The sequence below is a fragment of the Paenibacillus sp. FSL W7-1279 genome, from assembly GCF_037969845.1.
In the GTDB taxonomy this organism is placed as follows: Bacteria; Bacillota; Bacilli; order Paenibacillales; family Paenibacillaceae; genus Paenibacillus_AQ.
Genome location: NZ_CP150215.1, coordinates 6,774,933 through 6,797,500 on the forward strand (window position 1 = coordinate 6,774,933; position 22,568 = coordinate 6,797,500).

21 protein-coding genes and 2 rRNA genes (1 of these 23 only partly in view) are annotated in these 22,568 nt (G+C 50.3%); 1 reads left to right on the forward strand and 22 read right to left on the reverse strand.

Translation table 11 applies throughout. From position 1 onward, the window contains the following. Positions 1 to 57: 57 nt before the first annotated feature. From ispF to MKY82_RS30890, 3 genes are all read right to left on the reverse strand, one after another. Complete coding sequence (gene ispF, locus MKY82_RS30880) at positions 58 to 546, reverse strand: 2-C-methyl-D-erythritol 2,4-cyclodiphosphate synthase (protein WP_339294964.1); 489 nt, start codon at positions 544 to 546, stop codon at positions 58 to 60. Then, positions 543 to 1,238 carry a 2-C-methyl-D-erythritol 4-phosphate cytidylyltransferase gene (gene ispD, locus MKY82_RS30885; RefSeq protein WP_233355097.1) on the reverse strand — a complete coding sequence of 232 codons (696 nt, stop codon included), beginning with the start codon at positions 1,236 to 1,238 and terminating at the stop codon, positions 543 to 545. The genes ispF and ispD overlap by 4 nt, the downstream gene beginning before the upstream one ends. A 77-nt stretch (positions 1,239 to 1,315) precedes the next feature. Further along, on the reverse strand, positions 1,316 to 2,404 hold the full coding sequence (locus MKY82_RS30890; RefSeq protein ID WP_194544710.1) for a PIN/TRAM domain-containing protein: 1,089 nt from the start codon (positions 2,402 to 2,404) through the stop codon (positions 1,316 to 1,318). A 397-nt stretch (positions 2,405 to 2,801) separates the two neighbouring features. On the opposite strand from MKY82_RS30890, the gene MKY82_RS30895 reads away from it, so the two are divergent. Next, entirely contained in the window at positions 2,802 to 3,197 is a 396-nt protein-coding gene (locus MKY82_RS30895) for a DUF1573 domain-containing protein (protein ID WP_071221035.1), read from the forward strand. A 121-nt stretch (positions 3,198 to 3,318) separates the two neighbouring features. Here MKY82_RS30895 and pssA read toward each other — a convergent pair whose 3' ends face one another. The 19 genes from pssA to MKY82_RS30990 form a co-directional block, all read right to left on the reverse strand. Continuing rightward, a complete protein-coding gene (gene pssA / locus MKY82_RS30900) occupies positions 3,319 to 4,053 on the reverse strand; it encodes a CDP-diacylglycerol--serine O-phosphatidyltransferase (protein WP_071221036.1) in 735 nt (244 codons plus the stop codon). A gap of 49 nt (positions 4,054 to 4,102) precedes the next feature. Beyond that, positions 4,103 to 5,179 (reverse strand): DNA integrity scanning diadenylate cyclase DisA, encoded by a 1,077-nt coding sequence (gene disA, locus MKY82_RS30905; protein WP_071221037.1) that lies wholly within the window; start codon positions 5,177 to 5,179, stop codon positions 4,103 to 4,105. Positions 5,180 to 5,192: 13 nt separating this feature from the next. Further along, a complete protein-coding gene (gene radA, locus MKY82_RS30910) occupies positions 5,193 to 6,560 on the reverse strand; it encodes a DNA repair protein RadA (RefSeq protein WP_098749113.1) in 1,368 nt (455 codons plus the stop codon). 484 nt (positions 6,561 to 7,044) lie between these two features. Continuing rightward, on the reverse strand, positions 7,045 to 9,501 hold the full coding sequence (clpC, locus tag MKY82_RS30915) for an ATP-dependent protease ATP-binding subunit ClpC (protein WP_339294965.1): 2,457 nt from the start codon (positions 9,499 to 9,501) through the stop codon (positions 7,045 to 7,047). Between the two features lie 110 nt (positions 9,502 to 9,611). Beyond that, positions 9,612 to 10,676, reverse strand: a complete 1,065-nt coding sequence (locus MKY82_RS30920) for a protein arginine kinase (RefSeq protein ID WP_220683757.1) — start codon at positions 10,674 to 10,676, stop codon at positions 9,612 to 9,614. Between the two features lie 38 nt (positions 10,677 to 10,714). Continuing rightward, complete coding sequence (locus MKY82_RS30925; RefSeq protein WP_194544713.1) at positions 10,715 to 11,239, reverse strand: UvrB/UvrC motif-containing protein; 525 nt, start codon at positions 11,237 to 11,239, stop codon at positions 10,715 to 10,717. A gap of 24 nt (positions 11,240 to 11,263) precedes the next feature. Next, entirely contained in the window at positions 11,264 to 11,725 is a 462-nt protein-coding gene (locus tag MKY82_RS30930; RefSeq protein ID WP_194544714.1) for a CtsR family transcriptional regulator, read from the reverse strand. Between the two features lie 360 nt (positions 11,726 to 12,085). After that, on the reverse strand, positions 12,086 to 12,802 hold the full coding sequence (locus tag MKY82_RS30935) for a GntR family transcriptional regulator (protein WP_194544715.1): 717 nt from the start codon (positions 12,800 to 12,802) through the stop codon (positions 12,086 to 12,088). 7 nt (positions 12,803 to 12,809) lie between these two features. Then, complete coding sequence (locus tag MKY82_RS30940) at positions 12,810 to 13,826, reverse strand: sugar kinase (protein ID WP_194544716.1); 1,017 nt, start codon at positions 13,824 to 13,826, stop codon at positions 12,810 to 12,812. Beyond that, positions 13,819 to 14,574, reverse strand: coding sequence for a KDGP aldolase family protein (locus MKY82_RS30945; RefSeq protein ID WP_339294966.1), 756 nt, complete (start codon positions 14,572 to 14,574; stop codon positions 13,819 to 13,821). The genes MKY82_RS30940 and MKY82_RS30945 overlap by 8 nt, the downstream gene beginning before the upstream one ends. Before the next feature lies 1 nt (position 14,575). After that, positions 14,576 to 15,679, reverse strand: coding sequence for a DgaE family pyridoxal phosphate-dependent ammonia lyase (locus MKY82_RS30950; RefSeq protein WP_339294967.1), 1,104 nt, complete (start codon positions 15,677 to 15,679; stop codon positions 14,576 to 14,578). Continuing rightward, positions 15,657 to 16,760 carry an amidohydrolase/deacetylase family metallohydrolase gene (locus tag MKY82_RS30955; RefSeq protein ID WP_339296730.1) on the reverse strand — a complete coding sequence of 368 codons (1,104 nt, stop codon included), beginning with the start codon at positions 16,758 to 16,760 and terminating at the stop codon, positions 15,657 to 15,659. The genes MKY82_RS30950 and MKY82_RS30955 overlap by 23 nt, the downstream gene beginning before the upstream one ends. Before the next feature lie 355 nt (positions 16,761 to 17,115). After that, positions 17,116 to 17,862: a hypothetical protein gene (locus tag MKY82_RS30960; protein ID WP_339294968.1), complete on the reverse strand. Its 747-nt coding sequence runs from the start codon at positions 17,860 to 17,862 to the stop codon at positions 17,116 to 17,118. Beyond that, complete coding sequence (locus MKY82_RS30965; protein ID WP_220687306.1) at positions 17,859 to 18,560, reverse strand: ABC transporter ATP-binding protein; 702 nt, start codon at positions 18,558 to 18,560, stop codon at positions 17,859 to 17,861. Before MKY82_RS30965 ends, MKY82_RS30960 begins: the two co-directional genes overlap by 4 nt. Before the next feature lie 23 nt (positions 18,561 to 18,583). Further along, positions 18,584 to 18,949, reverse strand: coding sequence for a GntR family transcriptional regulator (locus MKY82_RS30970; protein ID WP_076326254.1), 366 nt, complete (start codon positions 18,947 to 18,949; stop codon positions 18,584 to 18,586). 46 nt (positions 18,950 to 18,995) lie between these two features. Then, a complete protein-coding gene (locus MKY82_RS30975) occupies positions 18,996 to 19,754 on the reverse strand; it encodes a DUF2705 family protein (RefSeq protein WP_220683753.1) in 759 nt (252 codons plus the stop codon). Beyond that, on the reverse strand, positions 19,747 to 20,784 hold the full coding sequence (locus tag MKY82_RS30980) for an ABC transporter ATP-binding protein (RefSeq protein WP_339294969.1): 1,038 nt from the start codon (positions 20,782 to 20,784) through the stop codon (positions 19,747 to 19,749). The genes MKY82_RS30975 and MKY82_RS30980 overlap by 8 nt, the downstream gene beginning before the upstream one ends. Positions 20,785 to 21,079: 295 nt before the next feature. Further along, a 5S ribosomal RNA gene (rrf, locus tag MKY82_RS30985) occupies positions 21,080 to 21,196 on the reverse strand. A 186-nt stretch (positions 21,197 to 21,382) separates the two neighbouring features. Further along, positions 21,383 to 22,568: ribosomal RNA gene (locus MKY82_RS30990) — 23S ribosomal RNA — on the reverse strand; it runs 1,743 nt beyond the window's last position.

The window sequence follows — 22,568 nt, forward strand, 5'->3', positions numbered from 1 at the left end:
GCTTCCCTATTCTTTCAAGATTCCTAGCTCAAAATATCCCCTTATTGAACACATACTTCAAGATGATAGCACACCTTTTACGAGGCAGACAACCGATTGCGCGGCGATTCCTTCGCCCCTGCCGGTAAACCCGAGCTGCTCGGTAGTGGTCGCCTTCACGTTCACCTGATCCACCTCAGCATCCAGCGCTTTGGCGATCACTTCCGCCATCTGCGGAATATAGGTTGCCATCTTTGGCTTCTGCGCAATTATCGTGGAATCGATATTACCAAGTGTATACCCGCGTTCCTTGGCCATGACCCATACCTGCTCCAAAAGCTTCAGGCTGTCGGCGTCTTTAAAGGCAGGATCGTTATCGGGAAAGTGGCGCCCAATGTCGCCGAGCCCAAGCGCCCCCAGGATCGCGTCCGTTACGGCGTGCAGCAGCACGTCGGCGTCGGAGTGCCCGAGAAGCCCTTTCTCATAAGGAATCGTGACGCCTCCGATGATGCACGGCCTTCCTTCTACAAGCTGATGTACGTCAAACCCCTGTCCTACTCGAATCATTCCATGTCCTCTCCCTTACGTTTCTGTAAAAAAGCTGCATATTCCAGATCCTCCGGCGTGGTGATTTTAATATTGCTGTATTTCCCCTCCACCACGGTTACCGGATGTCCTGCCCGCTCCATCAGCATGGCATCGTCGGTGCCTGTAAATCCATCCTTCGCCGCTGCCTCATGGGCGGACAGCAGATCGGAAAGACGAAAAGCCTGTGGGGTCTGAACGGCCCACAGACTTTGACGGTCCGGGGTGCCTGTAATCTGCCCCTTACCGTTCACCTGTTTAATCGTATCCTTCACGGGAACCCCAAGTACCGAGGCGCCCTCGCGGATTGCCGCATCGCGGCAGGCTTCAATCTCCTCTTGCGTTACAAACGGCCTTACGCCGTCATGTATCATTACCCATTCTGAAGAAATTTGCTTGATGCCTTGGTATACGGACTGCTGCCTCTCGCTTCCCCCCGGGATTACAGCGGACACCTTGTCCAAACCGTATTCCTGTATCCAGGATTCGCAGCGATGGACATCCTCCATCCCCGTCACAAGCACAATTTCCTGCAGCCATGGTATCCGGCTGAATGCTTCAAGCGTATGAACGATAATGGGCTTTCCGTTCAGAGCCAGGTACTGCTTGCTCTCCCGGGTGCCCATCCTCGTTCCTTTTCCCGCCGCTACAATGACAGCGCCAAAGTTACTCATCAAGCACCAAACTCCTGTCTAACCCAACACGCCCCAAAAGGACGAATAGCGGATATGTATATCCCCATCATACCCCTTTACTGGGCTTTTTCCAACAGTTTTGGTTTTGCGAAGATCATTCGGCCCGCCGAGGTTTGCAGTACGCTGGTAACGAGCACTTCCATCATCGTGCCGATGTACTCGCGGCCGCCCTCCACGACGATCATCGTGCCGTCATCCAGATACGCGACGCCTTGACCATGCTCCTTGCCGTCCTTGATAATCTGTACCAGTATTTCTTCCCCTGGCAGGACCACCGGTTTGACCGCGTTAGCGAGATCATTAATGTTCAGGACCGACACGCCCTGCAGCTCGCAAACCTTATTCAAGTTAAAATCATTGGTGACCACTTTGCCCTGAAGCACTTTGGCCAGCTTCACCAGCTTGCTGTCGACCTCGGATATTTCCTCAAAGTCGCCTTCATAAATGAGTACCTTGACATCCAGCTCTTTCTGGATTTTGTTCAAAATATCAAGGCCGCGCCGGCCGCGATTTCGCTTAAGAAGGTCTGAGGAATCCGCAATATGCTGAAGTTCCTCCAGAACAAACTCAGGAATGACAATCGTTCCTTCGATAAATCCGGTCTTGCAAATATCCGCAATTCTCCCGTCAATAATGACACTCGTATCCAAAATCTTATGTTCCTCTATTCGCCGGCCCTCAGGCTCAGCGGCTTGGCTCCACTTGCCCGACATCCACAAGGACGCCAATTCATCCTTCTTCTCCAGTCCAATGCGAAACCCGACGTAACCGCCGAGCAGCGTAATGCCAACCTGCAGCAGCTGCCCTGCTTGTCCAAGCAAGGACAACCCCGGTGACAGCAATAGCGACAGCAGCAGGCCGCTCAACAGTCCCGCTGTACCCGCAGCCAGCTCATTCATCGGAATCCGGGAGAACGAAGTGATCAGGCTGTGCAGCCATCTCGTGACCCGATCCGCTGACAGCACGCCGATCATGCCAAACAATAATCCTCCAAGCACCGCGAAGGCTCCGCTTCCCGCTGCAAATAAACCTTGTCCAAAAATAGGCGAGAGCCCTGAGAAAGACCGTTCCATTGTATGATATAACGTATACCCGCCCCATGCTCCGCATAATACTGTAAATGCTAAAATAGCTTTTTTTAACATGAGCTTCCGCACACCTCCTTTTTATACCTGAATATCTTTGCTTCTATTTTCCAGTATGGTCCAATTTATAAAGTCGTAATCGTGCCGGCCCATCTTTTTTTAAGATTATCGAATGTAACGTTTTTCGCTGGAACCCAATAAATTGGATCATCGCAGGATAAACATCCCCAAAAACGCGGTGTCTCTTCTGTTGAAGCGAATCGATTGACGTTTTTTTTATAATATTTCCATATCCCCATATTCTACCGGTTTCGCCTACCCCCATCAGGCTTTGACGTGCACTGACATCAACCTCACAAATGGAATTGACCGCCTGCAGACACCTGAAATTGGTTGAAATCGCCTGAACTAGTGGAATATAATGAACTCAATTCATAATATCGAGGTGGATGTATAAATGAGCGCTCCTAGTTTACAGGCTTTTCAGGACCAAGTTTCCGAATTGTTGCTCCGTCACCGCAGTCTCTTGGATGTTCTGTCTAAAAATGGTCAAAGCAATGCTTCAGTCAACCGGGCCGTAACCAAGGCCATCACAGAATGCGGATGCATCGAGCTCCACGCTACGAAGCAAACCTTCGATATCGGCGCTGATCTCGAATCAGCCCGGGAATTAGCCGGCACGCACGTCGAAGGCCATCTGTGCGAGAATTGCCGTGAAGCGGTTAGCACCGAGCTTGGCCGCAACCTATTTTATATGTCTGCCCTTGCGAATCTTCTGGACATTCAACTGGATGAGGTTGTTGTCAAGGAGTCGCAGAAATGCTCCACATTGGGTATTTTTAACCTGTCGTAAGACCCTCAACAAGATGACGGTTCGTAACGGCAAGGCACTCCATGCATACAAAAAAGCATTTATCTCGCTGCGCTAGCAGGGAAATAAATGCTTTTTATTTGGAGCTATGTCCGAATCCGGCTTATCGGTCAGAGGATTGATAGGCCTCATCTGAATTGGGATCATCCTTTTTGCGACGTTTTTTGCGGTTCAGCCTGCGGAAATTCTGCTGCAAGCCATAACCTGCGTACAGGACCAATGGCAAGAATATCAGCTTGGAGGTCTGCTCTGGTAAGAACACGGCAACCATAACTGCGCCAATGATGACGAGGGGCGTAAATTTAATCGCTGTTTTCGGAATGCCAATCTTCTTGAAGTTCGGGTACTTGACTGCGCTAACCATAAGATAAGAAAGCAGAAGTACGGCAATAATCATATAAGTTGCTGTAATCTCTTCATGGAATAACGCCAAGGTTGCCAGCACGCCTCCCGCAGCGGGGATCGGCAGGCCGATAAAATATCCCGGTATGCCCGGACGAACATTAAATCTTGCAAGACGCAGTGCGCCGCACATCGGAAATATGGCGGTCACTGTCCAAGCCAGTGCTGTATTAATATCCGTAAACGCTACGGTATACATAATGAGTGCCGGTGCTACGCCAAATGAAATTACATCGGATAATGAGTCAAGTTCCTTACCGAGCTCGCTTTGGGCATTTAACGCCCGAGCTACCCGACCGTCCAGTCCGTCAAGGAGCATGGCAATGATAATCATAATAGCCGCCATACTCGTTCGACCTTCCGTCGCCAAGATGATACCAATCATTCCGAGAAACAGATTACCTAAAGTAAACATGTTCGGAATTGATTTCGTCATTTTTTATTCACCTCATTAATGTTACGTACGAACATCGATTGTAGGTCTTTTAGATTTGTCTGTCAATGAATACTTGTTCTTGCAATCGTTTCAGACCTTCTTTAATGGTGCGTGCGCGAACTTCGCCAATCCCGTCCACTTCATCAAGTTCATGGATGGAAGCGGTCATAATGCTGGATAAATCATGGAACTGATCTACCAGATTACGAACGATCACATTCGGCAGGCGCGGGATTTTGTTCAAAATTCGGTAACCACGCGGCAGTATTTCTTCCTCCGATGCAGCGGCGGAAGCCGGATAACCAAGAAGTCTTACAATATGATGAATGTCCAGCAGCTCCTCATCCGTTGAACGCTTCAGCGCGAGAATGATCTCGCGGATCTTCTCCTCGCTGTACTCCCGGGCATAGTCCGCATACAGCAGCCAAGCCTCTTCCTCCATATTGCTCACAAGCTCATCCATCTGCATGCTGATCAAGCGGCCTTCGTTACCGAGCTCGTTGATATAACGCTTGATCTCCTTCTTGATGCGGAGCACCATCTCGACGCGCTGTATCACATTCACGACTTCCGGAATGGTAACCAGTTCTTCAAATTCAGACGCCGAGAGGTTGGTGAGTGATTGATTAAGCACCACGCGGTATCGCTCCAAGGTCTGTATAGCCTGATTGGCCTTGGTTAGGATAACGCCGATTTCCTTCAATGCATACCGCAGCGATCCTTGATACAGCGTAATGATGTTTCGGCGCTGCGAGATGGACACAACCAGCTTACCTGTCTGTTTCGCTACCCGCTCCGCTGTTCTGTGCCGTATCCCTGTCTCGATGGAAGAGATCGAGGAATCCGGAATCAGCTGGGTATTCGCATATAAGATTCGTTTCAAGTCTTCACTAAGGATGATGGCGCCGTCCATCTTGGCCAGCTCGTATAAATAGTTTGGCGAAAAATCGCAGTTAATGGAGAAGCCGCCGTCGACAACTTCCATTACCTCCGGGCTGTAGCCTACAACGATCAGGGCGCCCGTCTTCGCCCGCAGCACGTTCTCCAGTCCGTCGCGAAACGGCGTTCCCGGTGCTACCAGCTTTAGCAAATCATTCATTTTGTCCAGTTGGCTCGTTTCTTTCACCTTCGTATGCCCCCTAATCTAACGCAACCGCTAATGCATCTGCAACGGTGTTTACTCCTATAATTTGTATTCCTTTCGGATGCTTCCATCCCTTCAAACTCTTCTCCGGCATGAGTACGCGCTTAAAACCCAGCTTCTCGGCTTCTCTTACCCTCTGCTCCGCTCTTGAAACGGCCCGAACCTCACCGGTCAAACCTACCTCGCCAAAAATAACGTCATACGGCTTGGTCGGAATGTCGCGGAAGCTGGACGCTATGCTGACCGCTATGGCCAGATCCACCGCAGGTTCATCGAGCTTCACGCCGCCCGCTACGTTCAGATAGGCGTCTTGGGTTTGCAGGTACATGCCCATCCGTTTCTCCAGCACGGCAATGATTAGATTCATGCGGTGGTGGTCCACCCCTGTGCCCATTCGGCGCGGTGACGGGAAGTGGGTTGTGGAGATGAGCGCCTGCAGTTCGACCAGAACCGGGCGAGTTCCCTCCATGCTTGCAACAACGGTTGAACCCGCTACACCTAAAGGCCGTTCAGATAAAAACAGTTCGGATGGATTCCCGACTTCCCGAAGTCCATCCTCACCCATCTCAAAAATGCCAATCTCATTCGTCGAACCGAAACGGTTCTTTACCGCACGAAGCAAACGGTAAGTATGGTGACGCTCTCCTTCAAAATAAAGCACACAGTCCACCATGTGCTCCAGCATCCTTGGGCCTGCAATAGCGCCTTCCTTGGTCACATGACCGACCAGGACGGTCGCTATGCCCTTCACCTTCGCCAATCGCATGAATCGTGCCGTACACTCCCGTACCTGGGAAACGCTGCCCGGTGCACTGGTTACCTCCGGCAAATACACCGTCTGAATGGAGTCAATGACAACAAAGCCAGGCTTTACGTTCTCAATGGCTTCCTCAATTGATTCGAGATTGGTTTCACATAGGACAAACAGCTCCGGGGACAGCGCCCCGAGCCGATCTGCACGCAGCTTGGTCTGGCGTACGGATTCCTCACCGGAAATGTACAGAACGCGTATACCGTTCTGAGCCAATCGATTGGAGGCTTGCAGCAGCAGCGTGGATTTGCCGATGCCGGGATCACCGCCGACTAACACAAGTGAACCTGGGACAAGCCCGCCGCCGAGCACACGGTTCAATTCCGCAATGCCCGTCTGGATTCTGGGTTCTTTACCGCTTTCTATATTTATGATCGAAAGGGGTTTTTCTTTACTATGAAAAAGAGGGGAATTCATCCCCTGCGTCTTGATTACCGTCTCGGTCTCCTCTACCATGGAATTCCATGATTGGCAGCCCGGACATTTTCCGAACCATTTGGGCGCTTCATAGCCGCACTCGGTACAGAAAAATTTCGTTTTAGTTTTTGCCATGTGAGTCTCCTTTATGTCGCACATCATTTGTCGGATTCCGTAAAACCCTGCAAAATCAGGCATTACTCAAAGTTTACCATTTCTTATAATTCAACGTAAAGGTTAATTGGAAACTTTACGCGGGATGAGAAGGATTTGTTTCAAATTTGAAGGGCGAGTGGGATACAAGGCTTTAATTGCTGGAGAATATAAACTAAAAACCGTGTCCGCTTCGCTGCCGGATCGTTCTTACGATCGCTGTTAAACCCAGGAAACTGGAATTGATATCAAAAGTGGTTTCCCGGTTTTAAAGGCGACCGCTATCGCTTCTTCAGAACGATTCCGTCCTCTCCGCTCGGTTGAACTGTAGGAATTTCAAACTAATCACAAGCAGCTCATACCGAGTACCCTTCAAAAGATATCCCCATCATGCAGTACCGGAATCTGACTTCACACCAACAAAACAAAACCCCGCTGGATTTAACTCCAGCGGGGGGTGTACATCTTATTCAGTTTCGGCTGATGCGGCAGTGACGCTCTCGTTCTTGTGTACAACCAGCTCGCCGTTTGCTTCATCAATGGTGAGCGAATCTCCCTTGGCCACAGTACCTTTCAGCAGCTCCTCCGAGAGACGATCCTCGATGTGCTTCTGGATAGCCCGGCGCAGCGGGCGGGCACCGAAGGCCGGATCGTATCCTTCCTTCGCAATGAAGGTCTTCGCTTTGTCTGTGAGCTCGAAATGCACCTCGAATTCCTTCAGACGCTTGCGCAGCTCGTCGGACATCAATGTCACGATTTCGGCAATGTGTTTCTCTTCCAGAGAGTGGAATACGATGATCTCGTCAATCCGGTTCAAGAACTCCGGACGGAAGCTCTTCTTGAGCTCATCCATCACTTTGCCTTTCATGTTGTTATAATCGCGACCTGCATCCGTCACCGCAGTAAATCCAAGCGTAGAATTTTTCTTGATCGCTTCCGCTCCCACGTTGGAGGTCAGGATGATCAGGGTGTTCCGGAAGTCCACCACGCGGCCCTTGGAATCGGTCAAGCGTCCATCTTCCAGCACTTGAAGCAGGATGTTGAATACCTCAGGATGCGCCTTTTCGATTTCGTCGAGCAGGACAACGGAATACGGCTTGCGGCGTACTTTCTCGGTCAGCTGACCGCCTTCCTCGTAACCTACATATCCCGGAGGCGCTCCGACGAGACGTGACGTGGAATGCTTCTCCATGTACTCGGACATATCGATCCGCACAACCGCATTCTCATCTCCGAACATCGCTTCAGCAAGAGCGCGTGCCAGCTCAGTTTTACCTACCCCTGTAGGACCCAGGAAGATGAAGGAGCCCATTGGACGCTTCGGATCTTTCAAGCCTGCGCGTGCACGACGAACCGCACGGCTGACCGCTTTGACCGCTTCCTCTTGACCGATCACGCGGCTGTGGAGGATTTCTTCCAGATTCAGAAGACGCTCGGTCTCTTCTTCTTTCAGTTTATTTACAGGAATACCCGTCCAGTTGGCGACAACGTCGGCGATATCCTCCGGCGTTACCTCGGAATCGGTACGTCCTTGTTTTTCTTTCCATTGATTCTTCGTGATTTCTAGTTCTTCGCGGAGCTTCTGCTCCGTATCGCGCAGCGCTGCAGCCTTCTCGAATTCCTGGCTTTGGACAGCTGCGTCTTTCTCTTTGCGGATGTCCTCCAGATGCGCTTCCTGATCTTTCAGATTAGGCGGTATGGTATACGTATGAAGGCGAACTTTTGAACCAGCCTCGTCAATCAGATCAATCGCTTTATCCGGCAGGAAGCGGTCCGTAATGTAGCGGTCTGACAATCTCACAGCCTGCTCGATCGCTTCATCCGTAATTTTCACGCGGTGATGCGCTTCATAACGGTCACGCAGTCCATACAGAATCTGAATGGCTTCCTCAGGCGACGGTTGGTCCACCGTGATCGGTTGGAAACGACGCTCGAGGGCAGCATCTTTTTCAATATATTTGCGGTATTCGTCCAGTGTGGTTGCTCCGATGCACTGAAGTTCTCCGCGTGCCAATGATGGCTTCAGAATGTTGGAAGCGTCAATCGCACCTTCTGCACCGCCTGCACCGATCAAGGTATGCAGCTCATCGATGAACAGAACGATGTTGCCCGCTTGACGAATCTCATCCATGATTTTTTTCAGGCGATCCTCAAACTCGCCGCGGTATTTCGTACCGGCAACAACCGAGCCCATATCCAGCGTCATGACGCGTTTGTCACGCAGTGTCTCCGGAATTTCATTGTTAATGATGCGTTGTGCCAGGCCTTCCGCAATCGCCGTCTTACCTACCCCTGGTTCACCAATCAACACCGGGTTGTTCTTCGTACGGCGGCTCAACACTTGAATCACGCGCTCGATTTCTTTGCTGCGTCCAATGACCGGATCCAAATTGCCTTCTTTGGCAATGGCGGTCAGATCGCGAGCGAGGCTGTCAAGTGTAGGCGTGCTTACGTTTTGCGGCGTGCCATGGTGGCTCGATACCGCTTCGCTGCTGCCGAGCAGCTGCAGCACTTGCTGGCGGGCTTTGTTCAGGCTAATGCCCAGGTTGTTCAGCACGCGTGCGGCAACCCCTTCACCTTCACGAATCAGCCCCAACAGAATATGCTCCGTACCTACGTAGGTATGACCAAGCTTACGAGCTTCGTCCATGGAGAGCTCAATTACCTTTTTCGCTCTTGGCGTATAGGCAATGTTGGTAGGCTGCTCCTGACCGCGTCCGATTAATGTTTCGACTTCATCCTGAATTTTCTCAAGACCAAGTCCAAGTCCGATCAGCGCTTTGGCTGCAATGCCGTCTCCTTCACGAATAAGTCCTAGCAGGATATGTTCTGTGCCGATATTGTTGTGCCCCAGTCGTACCGCTTCTTCCTGAGCCAATGCAAGCACCTTTTGTGCACGTTCCGTAAATCTGCCAAACATCATAGTATTGCACCTCCACGTTTCAATTAATATATTGAACCTCGCGGATTTCGGTGTATCGTCAGCAATAGGACGCTTAAACCGTCATCCAACAGTAAAACGAGTATAAATCCTTAATGGTTACCCAATGTTTCTCTGATAAGCTTAGCCCTGTACATGTCGCGTTCGGAAGGAGTCATGCCCTCTCCATAGGTCTTCTGCAGAAAGCCCGGCTGCGTCTTCACATTCAGTTCATTCATGACCGGGATTTCCGGACCCTCCAAGAGGCCGAGATCCACGCCAAGCCGAACATCGGACAAACGCTGGGCCGCTTCCTTGGAATCCATCACCGCCGCATAGGACAGTATGCCATAGGAGCGCATAACCCGATCCGTAATCCGGAGCTTGGATTCACCCAAGAGCCGGGCTCTGGCATTCTTCTCATGCTCGATGATTTGCAGGGCAACGCTGTGCAGATTCTCAATGATCTCCGTCTCGGTTTGACCGAGCGTAATCTGATTCGAGATTTGAAACAGGTTGCCTAATGCTTCGCTGCCTTCGCCGTAAATCCCTCTTACAGTCAAACCTACCTGCGATACAGCCGAGAGAATCCGGTTAATCTGCTGTGTCATAACAAGAGCGGGCAGATGCATCATGACCGATGCGCGAAGGCCGGTTCCGACATTGGTCGGACAGCTGGTAAGATAACCTCGCTTGTCATCAAATGCATAATCGATCTCGGATTCAAAAACATCATCCAGCGCCGTGGCACGTGCCCATGCCTCACGAACCTGAAATCCGGGATATAAGCACTGTATGCGCAGGTGATCCTCTTCATTGATCATAATGCTGACGGATTCATCTTCCGTAAGGATGACTGCACCGTTTCGGGATTCATTCGCCAGATTGGGACTGATCAGATGCTTCTCAACAAGAACCTTCTTATCCAGCTCATCAATCTCACTTAATTTAATTACATGTAAATCCCCGAAATCCTGCAAATCGTCCTTATTCTTCAACACATTCGTCAGGCGCTCTAGCACTTCTCCTGACTGCTGATCCGTTGCCAGCAGCGGGAAAGGAAGATGCTGCAGATTGCGCGCCACCCTGACACGGGTGCTGATGACAATGTCGGAATCCTGACCGTTTCCGCGCATCCACTCGCTCAGCGCCGAATCGGTAAACCGGAGATTAGACATCACGCATTCCTCCTACTAAAGTGCAAAATCTTACAATCTTATCCCTGAGCCATATTTCGCTCCAGCTCACGGATTTGGTCCCGGATCTCGGCAGCCGTTTCAAACTCCTCCTGCACGATCCGAATTTGAAGCTCCTTCTTAAGCTCATCAATTTGGCGTTTGATCTGAATCCGGCCACCTGTACGCTTTGGCACTTTGCCGACATGGGATGTTCCTCCATGGACTCGCTTAAACAATGGATCCAATCGATCCGAAAAGTATTTATAACACGAGCTGCAGCCGAACCGGCCAAGCTTGCTGAACTGGGAATACGTCATACCGCATTCTTCGCACTGCAGCGTCTGGGCCATTTTTGCGCCGGGGCTCTGGCCCTTGCCTGAAGGATCCAGATCCAGAAGACCTGACAGCAAACTGTGTATAGAAAAACCATTCGACGTGCCGGGGATCAATTCCCCTTTTTCGCGGGCACAGGTTTCACAAAAATGAAACTCCGTTTTCTCCCCGTTCACAATTTTGGTGAAATGAAGTGTCGCCGGCCGTTTACCGCATTCTTGGCATATCATAATCCGATGCCCCCTTACACAGACTCACTTACCTAATAAAGAAATAAGCATCGCCTTCATAATCCTTGCACGCAGCTCATCCCGATAAGGAAGCTTCACATTCAGGCACTCCCGTGAAATGGCGGCCCGCATCACGCTGGCCTCCCGCTTCGTTAAAAAACGGGACTCCTCCAGCTGGTAAATCAATCCTTCAGCCACCGTCTGGTCAATCATGCTGCCAATGGTATGATGAAGATGCTGCTGGAGTGCAGTATGCTGGGGAAGCTCGATACGTTGGATGCGTATGTACCCGCCCCCGCCGCGCTTGCTCTCGACAAGAAAGCCCTTCTCCAGCGTAAACCGTGTACTGATCACGTAGTTAATCTGGGAAGGAACGCAAGAAAATTGCTCCGCCAGATCGTTGCGTTGAATTTCAACGGTACCCTCCGGACTTTCCTGCAGTATGCTCTTCAGGTATTGTTCGATAATATCAGAGATATTACGCATTGGTCTGTTCATCCTCCACTGTTTGAAACGTTAAGACGGATAGTGATCTTACACGTCCGCACAGAGCCTTGCTTATACGTTAATTTTAACCTTAATCAAAACCAGCGAACCCTCTCGTTGACTTTGACTTTCTTTGACTTTGATCTCATTATAGCACATTTTTTCATTTTGCCAAGAGGTACTTCTCAATTTATCGCGCTTTGCCTTTATTCTTATTGTACCCAGTTCTTTGATCGCTTATAGCCTCTTCTTCAAGAACAATTCATACAAAGGGCAGCAAAAAAAGAAGCAGCCTCCATACCGGTGAAAACCGGTTACAAGGCCACTTCTCCATATCATAATCCTGTATCGTGTCAAGCTTTAAGCGTCATAACTGATCAAGTAGTGCTGCAGCTCCGTATTATAATAACCGATGCTGTATTCAATGATGCTCCCTGTCCCGTCATAAGAGGTTCTGAGCCGCTTCAGTAACGGAGAGCCTACACTTACTTCAAGCAAGGAGGCAGTCTCTTCATTTGCCACGGTTGCCAGGAAACGGTCGCGGAAATTCTCAAGCGTAATTTGACTTTCCTCGATGCGGTCATAGAGAGACGGTAGTTCGGTGGAACCGAACTCTTCACCCATATCCACTTGGGATGACACGTAGTGAGTATAGTAAATAAAAGGACTCCCGTCCAGTAAATACAATCGTTCAATAAGCAGGCACCGCTCCCCGAATTTTAAGAACAGTTCGCTATCCGGCTCATTAAGCACCCATTCCGTCTTCAGGTGACGCTTCCGAATCTGGTGTCCTTCTTCGACCAGAATCTCGGTAAACAGCTTGCCTTTGGAAAGCTTGGAGAAGGAAGTATTCCGGGTCACAATCGTTCCTACCCCGCTCCGCTTCTCTACATATCCTTCCTGATACAACTCCTGGATCGCATTGCGGACCGTCATTTTGCTAACGTTAAATTCCTGCTCCAGCTGCGGCTCGGAAGGAATATGGGAGCCGAGTGGATATTCCCCATGCAGAATCCGATCTTTTATGATCTTCTTGATTTGCAAGTATAGCGGACCGTTCTTCCGCGTGATCGACATGCTTCTCCTACCTTTCCACGTCAGACATATGATGACTCATTGCCTGAAGCACTTCGCGTTCGTTCGCCGTCGGCGTATCCCCTGTTACGGTATGGGCAAGCATCGCCGCAGCTGCGGCAAAATCAACCGTCCGATTCGGTTCATAACCCTCCGAGATCCCGTGAATCACCCCGCTGGCGTAAGCATCACCCGCGCCGATACGATCATGAACGGAAAACGTCAACGTTTTGGAAAAATGAAACGCTCCATCCGTGTAGAGATAGCCTTGCAGGGAATGGGTGTTATCCCCGTTGATCTTGCGGTGGGTACCCGACGCAACCGTAATATTATACTTCGCTGCCACCTTCGGAATCAACTCCTGCAGCTGTTCGTTCCGATCCTCCCGGGTCGTCTCCATACCAAGGATATAGATAGCATCCTTCTCATTCATAAAGACGATATCCGCCAATGACAGCATTTCCTCATAGTGCGGCTTGGCAAACTCATAGCGGTCTGTCCCCCATAAAGAGGGACGATAATTGCAATCGAACACAACGGTTCCCCCGTTAGCCTTAACTTCACGAGCCAGTGTCTTCATTTGACCTCGTACCGTGTCATTCATGGAAAGAGTTATACCGCAAAAATGAATCATGTCTATCTTTTGGGCAATCGCACCGAAATCGTACATGGCATCCTCTGCCGTGTTAAAGCTGCTGCCCAGCCGGTCCGTATAGGTCACGCGTCCGGGTCTGACACCAAAGCCATTCTCCAAAAAGTACATGCCAACATATTTGCCTCCGCGGCTTATGAGCGAAGTATCGATGCCAAGCCTGCGCAGGTAGGAAACCGCCGCTTCGCCAAGCGGGTTATCCGGCAGCGTGCTGACCAGGTAACCGTTATGACCAAACCTTGCCACAGCCGAGGCGATGTTTACCCCCGTGCCGGAAAAGGAATAATTCAGATGGCTCTCTTGAGCCAAGGAAGCATATCCCGGTACTTGAAGACGCATCATCACTTCGCCATATGCGGCAATCGTCTTAGGCATATTGATCAACCAGCGCTTTTAGCTTGCGATGCAGCTCTTGAACATCGCTAATGATTGTATCTCCGCTTGTCGAGTCGATAATCGAGGAGTACACGTGCGGGATGACCTGCTGCACTCCCGCTTCGAATGCGATGCGCACGATGGCTTCAAAATTCCCTTTATCAATCCCGCCTGTTGGTTCAAGCGCGAATCCTTCCTCCGCACACGCCTTGGCTACCGCGCGGTACTCATCCTCCAGCTTCAAGCCCTGCATCGGGAAGTACTTCAGTGCGTTACCGCCCATATCGCGCACCAGCGCGATGGCTGCTTTTACAGGTACGATGGCTTTGTCCGATCCGGCGGCGCTCACCGGTCCGGTTGAGATATTCACGTAGCCCACTTGACCCGAAGGAGAAACAAGGCTGTTAATCCAGCTTTCTTTGCCATCCAGATTGGCACGTGTAGCACCGACAGCCGGGAACACCTGATTGATATGCGTGCCTGGGTAGCTTTTTACAATCTCGGCTACCACCGCAGCTTGGCGGTTATCGCCGGCACCCAATCCGATCGATACCGCATCTTCGATAACGGCGCCGTACTCCTTCATCGCAATAACGGCCTCTTGTGCATTCGGATAATTTTTGGACAATACGCCGACCAGCACATGCCCTTCCGAAGCTTCAAAAATTTCCTTTGCATTCTGAATGCTGCCTGCAAGCACGTTCAGTGCCGCGCGATTTCTGTAAAGACGTTTCTCCATGTTTGCCATCTTAGTTTCCCCCTGCAATCTGCTGTATTCTCGTTATAATGACCTGCAAATCATCCCCGGAAAGCGAGCGAGGATCAATATCAAAATATCCCTGGCGAACGCCGTAATCCCTGGTGTACACAGCAATATCGCCTTCACGAAGCTGATCGTTCATGGACTTGGCACTGACCCCGGCCGCATTTTCATCGACTTTCACGCGCCCCCTATAGATCGCCCTTCCCGCTTCATCCTGAACAATGGTCACCTCAATGCCCGGCAATTTCGATAAGGTTTTCATTTCCTCCAGTGCTGCTTTCTCCTGCTCACTCTTATCTTCCTTCACCATATACTCATCCAGCGCCTGAAGCAGTCCAAACGTCGTTTCCTTGCCAACCTTCATGCTGCGCCCAATACCATGCAGCTGCGCTTTTACCCAATCGACGTATTGACGTTTGCCGCCGACAATGCCGGAGGTCGGGCCTTCAATTGCCTTGGATCCGCTGTATATCGCCAGGTCTCCGTATTTCACATACTTCTGGATATCCTCTTCGGCAGCAGCATCGATAATCAGCGGAAGTCCATGTGCCTGGGCCACTTCTGCCACTTCTTCCACCGAAATCATATTTTTCTGTACGCAGTGATGGGATTTCACATACAAAATAGCGGCTGTACGCTCATTAATCGCTTCTGCGATATGCTCCTTGCGCCCTTCGTTGGCATACCCAACTTCAACGACCTTGCCGCCCCCGAGATAAACCATCGTTTCAACAGGTGCACCATACTGAACATTATGTCCCTTAAACATGATAATCTCGTTCTTCGCGATTGGCTCCTGGTGCAGTCGGTCACTGCGTCTGCGATTGCCTTCGGTGACGATTCCAGCCACGGAAAGCGCGATTCCGCTGGAAGCGGAATTGACAACGACCGCAGCCTCGGAACCAAGGATGCGCGCCATGTAGTCGCCCGCCTTATCTACCAGATCCGCGATTTCCACGTAACTCTGCCCGCCGATCCGCATCGCTTCCATGACGGTATCCGTCGGCGCCGATACGCCAAGAATACTCATGCGCCCGCTGGCATTAACCACTCGTTTCAACCCGTATTTAGCATGTAATGAATGATCCATTGACAACCACTCCTCTGGCTTCGATATATCGATCAGCGATTCGGGTCTCCCCTTCGGAATCCGTTAAACTCATAGCGCCCTGCTGCAGGGCAAACAGCGTCAGGTGAGCGGCATCGCCGGCCTGAATTCGGCCAAGCTCCGGACGGCGCAACCATCTTGCTGCATGGTCCGTTACCGCTGAAACCACCTCCTGCAGGCTGTACCCCAGATACAGGAACTTCGTCATGACATTAGCCAGACTGTACACCGGGCCATGGATGCGATTCCCGCGATAAATATCGGTGCTGATCGTATCCGGCTTAATCCCTTGGGCCTTGGCATATTCCGCCACCAAGAACGAGAAGCTTGCCGTTCCATGGCCCACATCCAGATGGACGCCGCGAGCTATCGCTTCCACCAGGGCAGGGATCGGCTTCCCGTCCGAATCAAATAAATTGTTGGCTTTGCCGTTCAAATAATGAGTAATAATGTCGTCTTTCTGAAGCAGCTCCAATACTTCCTCAATCGGAGGTGGCCCTGACCCGATATGTACCATCAGCGGCAGTGACGTTTTATCCGACAATTTTCTTGCGAGTCGAAGCGGTTCCACCCCATTGTCCTTGACGACACTTTTACTAATTCTGGCCTTGAGTCCAATGATCAGATCCGGATACGTGTTTACCGCCTTTGTTGCCTTCTCGGCATCGATCCATTCCAGACTGGACAACTCGTCGACCCGCTGCAGACCGATATGCGAAATATTCAGAAAAGCAAACACATTCGTCTTGGACCTGGCAACCTCGGCTGCCAGGTCTCCAATCGTATCCGCGCCGCAGCTCCCTGCGTCGATTATGGTGGCAACCCCTTGCTTAACGCCGATTTCGTCGATGGCATCTCCGTAAGGCTCCAGCTTAGCGACCGCATGGACATGCATATCGATCCAGCCGCTGGACACATATAGACCTGTACCATCAAAACTGTTGGCACCCTCGGCCGTGTTTGCATCCGTTATTTCGGTTATGAACCCATTCTCCATGACAATGTCAAAAGGTTCATCCTCCTGGACCGTCTTTACATTGCGTATAATAAAACGCTGTTCCAATATTTTCATAGTTTCACTCCTTCAGCCTTGCCGGACCAGCCTTGGATCCTCTTATCCCGTCGGTTTACATTGTGTAAGTTGAGTGTCGTGGTTATAGCATAGCACAGAACGAGCGCTACGTGAATATAACGTTATAATGTTTAAGTCACAATTACGTATTTATCCCTATTTCACATGATCTAATGGAGGGTTCCATTCTTGCTCAGGAAGGCTAGGGTTTGATTCTAGTTCTGTCTCATCCCTATGATCTCCTTCCATACGCAAAAAAACTGCCCTCGATAGGCAGTCTCTTTGTTCGTTCTATAGTCTAGACCTTGTTCATTCGTTTTCCTGATTTCCAAGTATCTTTTTTTGGTTAAACCTCAACCTTCCGGTCGATGAGGTAAACCGTTGCATACAAGATCAAGGCAGTCATTATTACATCGAAAGCAAACGCCCCCCATGCAAACGTATATTGCCCTCCAGATACGGTAAAGTTCACCTCATTCTCGAACGAAATGGTGGTCATCGACCCGATCCATGCTGCTCCTTCTCCAAAGAGCAGGTTGCTGAGCCAGCCAAGAATGTACTGCAGTACAAAAAACACCAGAATACCGATCCATACACTGCCTTTCTTTGTGATACTTCTGGCCATGGTTATGGCAAAAAATATCGTTATCATCAAATAGATGAATTTCCATACCATATGAAGAGCAAGCCCGATATAATACAGGACAGGGAAGTCCGAAAAATGGAGAGTCTCCCACGGGATGCTTGCGGAGTCCCAATAGTACCACAAATGCAGAGCCATCAGAACGCAAAGCGCCAGTAAACTCGCGCAAGCCAATATAAGGGAGGAAACCACGTTCCAGACAGAACGCACGGGGAGCAGACGCCGGTGATATGCCTGGATATTAAAATCGAATGTCCTGCAAGCGACCACCAGCGGCAGTACGCTCATGGAGCCATATACCAACATGCTTAAACCGAACATGATTCCAAGCTTCCATTCTCTTATCGAGCCTGTGACCGTGATCGCAATCTGTATAATGAGTAGAATCGCGAAGGCACCAAGCAGCGTGGTCGAGTTTCTCTTCCAGTCGTATTTCAACAGTTTCATCATTCTGCATACACCTCTTTAAACATCTCATCCACGCTTTTTCCGTGTCTCAGGCGGATGTTCTCAACTTCGTCATGCATGACGACTTCGCCGCGCTGAATAAAGATCACTTCATCAAATATCCGCTCAATATCCCGGACTAAATGGGTTGAAATGATAATGCTGCTGTCCTCGTTGTAGAATTCCACAATCGCATCCAAAATTTTGCCCCGGGCTACCGGATCCACTCCGCCAATCGGCTCATCCAGCATATACAGCTGGGCTTCACGGGACAAGGCCAATGTTAACTGCAGGCGCTCATTCATTCCTTTGGATAAGGAACTGATGCGGTCATGGGTCTTTAAATTCATGAACTCCAGCATGTTGCGTGCCTTCTCCACATTAAAGTCCTCATAAAAATCTTTAAAATATGCCACCGCATCCGATACCTTCATCCAGGATTCCGTCACGGGCCGATCCGGCATAAAGGAAACGACGGCTTTCGTTTCCAGGCCGACCGGTTTGCCGTTGACGTAAGCGCCGCCCGTTGTGGGCTGAATCAACCCAGCGGCAATTTTCATAAGTGTACTCTTACCACTGCCGTTGGTGCCCAGCAAACCAATGATTTTTCCACCGTTGATATCCAGATTAACATCATGTAACGCTCTGCGGCCACCGGCATACGTTTTGGTCACGTTCTTTACCTGTAACAGATTCTCCACCGTGATTTCACCTCCGCTATGGATCATGGCTGCTTCACAGCATCTTCCACGATCGATATGATATCCTGATCTTTAAAGCCAAGCTCCTGCATGCCGCGAATAAAGCGTTCCAGCAGATCGCCTGCCATTTCTTTTTTGATTTCCATAATTTTGGATTCCTCGCTTGTCACGTATCGACCCAATCCCCGCCGCGTCTCCACAATACCCTCACGCTCCAATTCCTGAAAAGTTCGCTGCACCGTGTTTGGATTTATTTGAAGCTCACTCGCTAATTCTCGAACCGATGGGATTTTATCACCGGGCTGCAGTTTGCCGATGATGATTTCTTTCTTTAAATACGTCATGATCTGTAAATAGATCGGCAGATTATTGTCGAATTCTATACTCACTGTCGGGTTGCTCCTTTCCGCCGCTCTACCTCGAACTCAGTGTTCCTTATGCGACATCCCGTTTTTTAAACGTAACAAAGCCTATCGCAAGAAACAAGAGGAGATATACAGCGAGCATCATCATTGAGAATGTTAAACTCATGCCTGGAATCGGAGAGCTTGCGCCTCCGCTGTACATGGAAAGATCCACGTTCAGGAACAGAAGGTATTTAGACCAGGAGTAACGCGCAAGCAGCTGTACCACCATACTTTCCATAATGACCATAAACATGCCGATACCGATTGCAGGACCGGTAGATCTCGTTAGAATACCTACCATAAAGGTTAGCGTTACATAAACGATCGTATACACCAGGTTGTTCACGGCTCCAATGAGCACGTCGCCAAGCGTAACGGAGCCGACATCCATGCCAAACGTAATTTGACCTGTCAGCACGGCTACAGCAAACATGAAGGCCACCAGTGTTAAGATGTAAATCAATACGGCCACATATTTCGATGCCAAAATTTTGGTGCGGCTCTGTGCACGTATAAGCAGTAATTTGATGGTTCCCATGCTGTGTTCCTTCGCTACGGCTCCTGCCGTCACGACAATGGCGAGCAGGGTCAGCACTTGCCCCATTCCCTTGGTTGTAACAGCTATCTCGGCAAATTCATAACCGGTACTGCTCCCACCGGAAAACTTATAGAGCAAGAACGCCGTGAAGACCACCATTCCGGCCAAAAGCGCATAGGGCAGGAAGAAGCTGCGTTTCTTGAACATTTTGAGCCATTCATTCCAGACGAGATTTCCAAAGCTACGCAATGCGGTTGCCTCCTGTCCATTTTAAGAATTCTTCTTCAAGTGACGATTTGATCTCTTCCACGCGGTAAATCCGTACCCGTGCATCACACAGTGTCTGGATCAGCGAAGGAATATCTTCTTCCTGAAGTTGAAGGGTAATGATTCCCTCCTCCAGTTGGGTGCTCCGCAATGTGATGTTTTGCAAATGTCTAATCGTTTGTTCAGCCATGGACGCGTCATTCACGCGGAAGCTTACCGTAGTAAATTCTTCATTAACGACTGTCCCCCCGATAGAACGCTCGGTTACGAATTTCCCCTCTTGGATAACGACCACACGGCTGCACATCAGTTCCATCTCCGACAGCAGATGGCTGGATACGAGAATGGCAATTCCCTCATCTTTGGCGATTTGCTTCAAGTAATCCCGCATCTCGCGGATACCCGCTGGATCCAGGCCGTTCGTCGGCTCGTCAAGAATGAGGATGGATGGATTATGCAGCAAGGCCTGCGCTATTCCAAGCCGTTGGCGCATTCCCAGGGAATAAGCGCGCACCTTCTTGTGGATGGCATCCTGGAGCCCAACAAGCTTAACAACCTCCATGATTCTCGTGATGGTCACTCCCTCAGACATCCGCTGGTACTGTCTCAGGTTGTCATAACCGCTCATGTACGGATAGAATTCCGGATTCTCGATGATGCCCCCGATATGCCGGACGGCTTGAACGAAGTCCTTTTTGATGCTGTGCCCTTTTACCTGTACATCGCCATGGGACATCTCGATTAACCCTACAATCATCCGAATGGTTGTTGTTTTGCCCGCGCCGTTCGGTCCAAGCAAACCAACGATTTCACCGCGATGAATGTCAAAGGATAGCCCATCGACGATGTTCTTCTTGCCAATGGTTTTGGTAACTTGTTCGACCGTTAGAACGACTGGACCTTTCTTGGCATCTTTCCTATTGGTGGAGGCCGATCCACTGATTCCATCAACCCATTCCCCTGAGGAATTCTCTATATTCGTTGTCCCTTTATTTGAATCGTTTCCGCTCATGTATTAGTTCCACTCCTTTTTGTATCGGTGTTATAGTTAAATAGTACACTAGTGGCTTGGTTCTGTAAAGCCTAATTTTTCAGTGTGGAAATTTTGCTTGTGCGCTCAGGGAACTGCTGCCTCATTATGTTGATTTAGAGGATTGCGAAAAAGCGTGAGGATGAATCTTTGGCGAAACGAAAAAAGACGATCTCTTAGGATCGTCTTTTGGGGCAAGTACAGAAACATCGCACTCTTTAGGAGCAATAGGAAAAGACCGTTATCGATGACTCGATAACGGTCTTTATGGTTGTTCGCTTGGCGACGTCCTACTCTCCCGGGACCCTTCGGTCCAAGTACCATCGGCGCTGGAAGGCTTAACGGTCGTGTTCGGTATGGGAACGCGTGGAACCCTTCCGCCATCGCCACCAAACGGCTCAGATGCTTGATCACCTGAAAACTAGATACGAAACGATCTTTGCAGCACATTAGAATCCGTAGCATTACCCGATGTGGTATCGGGGTCCCCGAAAAGTATTCGGTGTCAGCTTCAAAGCTTCACTTCACTTTTTGGGGTGTTTTATATGCTTACGTAGCGAGCTTTCTTTCAGAAAGCTTTTAGGATAAGCCCTCGACCGATTAGTATTGGTCAGCTCCATGCATTGCTGCACTTCCACCTCCAACCTATCTACCTCGTCGTCTTCAAGGGGTCTTACTAGTTGGGAAATCTCATCTTGAGGGGGGCTTCACGCTTAGATGCTTTCAGCGCTTATCCCGTCCGTACGTAGCTACCCAGCCATGCTCCTGGCGGAACAACTGGTGCACCAGCGGTACGTCCATCCCGGTCCTCTCGTACTAAGGACAGCTCCTCTCAAATTTCCTACGCCCACGACAGATAGGGACCGAACTGTCTCACGACGTTCTGAACCCAGCTCGCGTACCGCTTTAATGGGCGAACAGCCCAACCCTTGGGACCTACTTCAGCCCCAGGATGCGATGAGCCGACATCGAGGTGCCAAACCTCCCCGTCGATGTGGACTCTTGGGGGAGATAAGCCTGTTATCCCCAGGGTAGCTTTTATCCGTTGAGCGATGGCCCTTCCATGCGGTACCACCGGATCACTAAGCCCGACTTTCGTCCCTGCTCGACTTGTAGGTCTCGCAGTCAAGCTCCCTTATGCCTTTGCACTCTTCGAATGATTTCCAACCATTCTGAGGGAACCTTGGGGCGCCTCCGTTACTCTTTAGGAGGCGACCGCCCCAGTCAAACTGCCCGCCTGACACTGTCCCCGTACCGGATCACGGTACCAGGTTAGAACCTAGATACGATCAGGGTGGTATCCCAACGTCGCCTCCACACAAGCTGGCGCTCATGCTTCAAAGGCTCCCACCTATCCTGTACAGATCGTACCCAAATCCAATATCAAGCTGCAGTAAAGCTCCATGGGGTCTTTCCGTCTTGTCGCGGGTAACCTGCATCTTCACAGGTATTAAAATTTCACCGGATCTCTCGTTGAGACAGCGCCCAAGTCGTTACGCCATTCGTGCGGGTCAGAATTTACCTGACAAGGAATTTCGCTACCTTAGGACCGTTATAGTTACGGCCGCCGTTTACTGGGGCTTCGGTTCACAGCTTCGGATTGCTCCTAACCGCTCCCCTTAACCTTCCAGCACCGGGCAGGCGTCAGCCCGTATACTTCGCCTTACGGCTTCGCACAGACCTGTGTTTTTGCTAAACAGTCGCTTGGGCCTTTTCACTGCGGCCCCCTCGGGCTATTCACCCTACCGAGGCACCCCTTCTCCCGA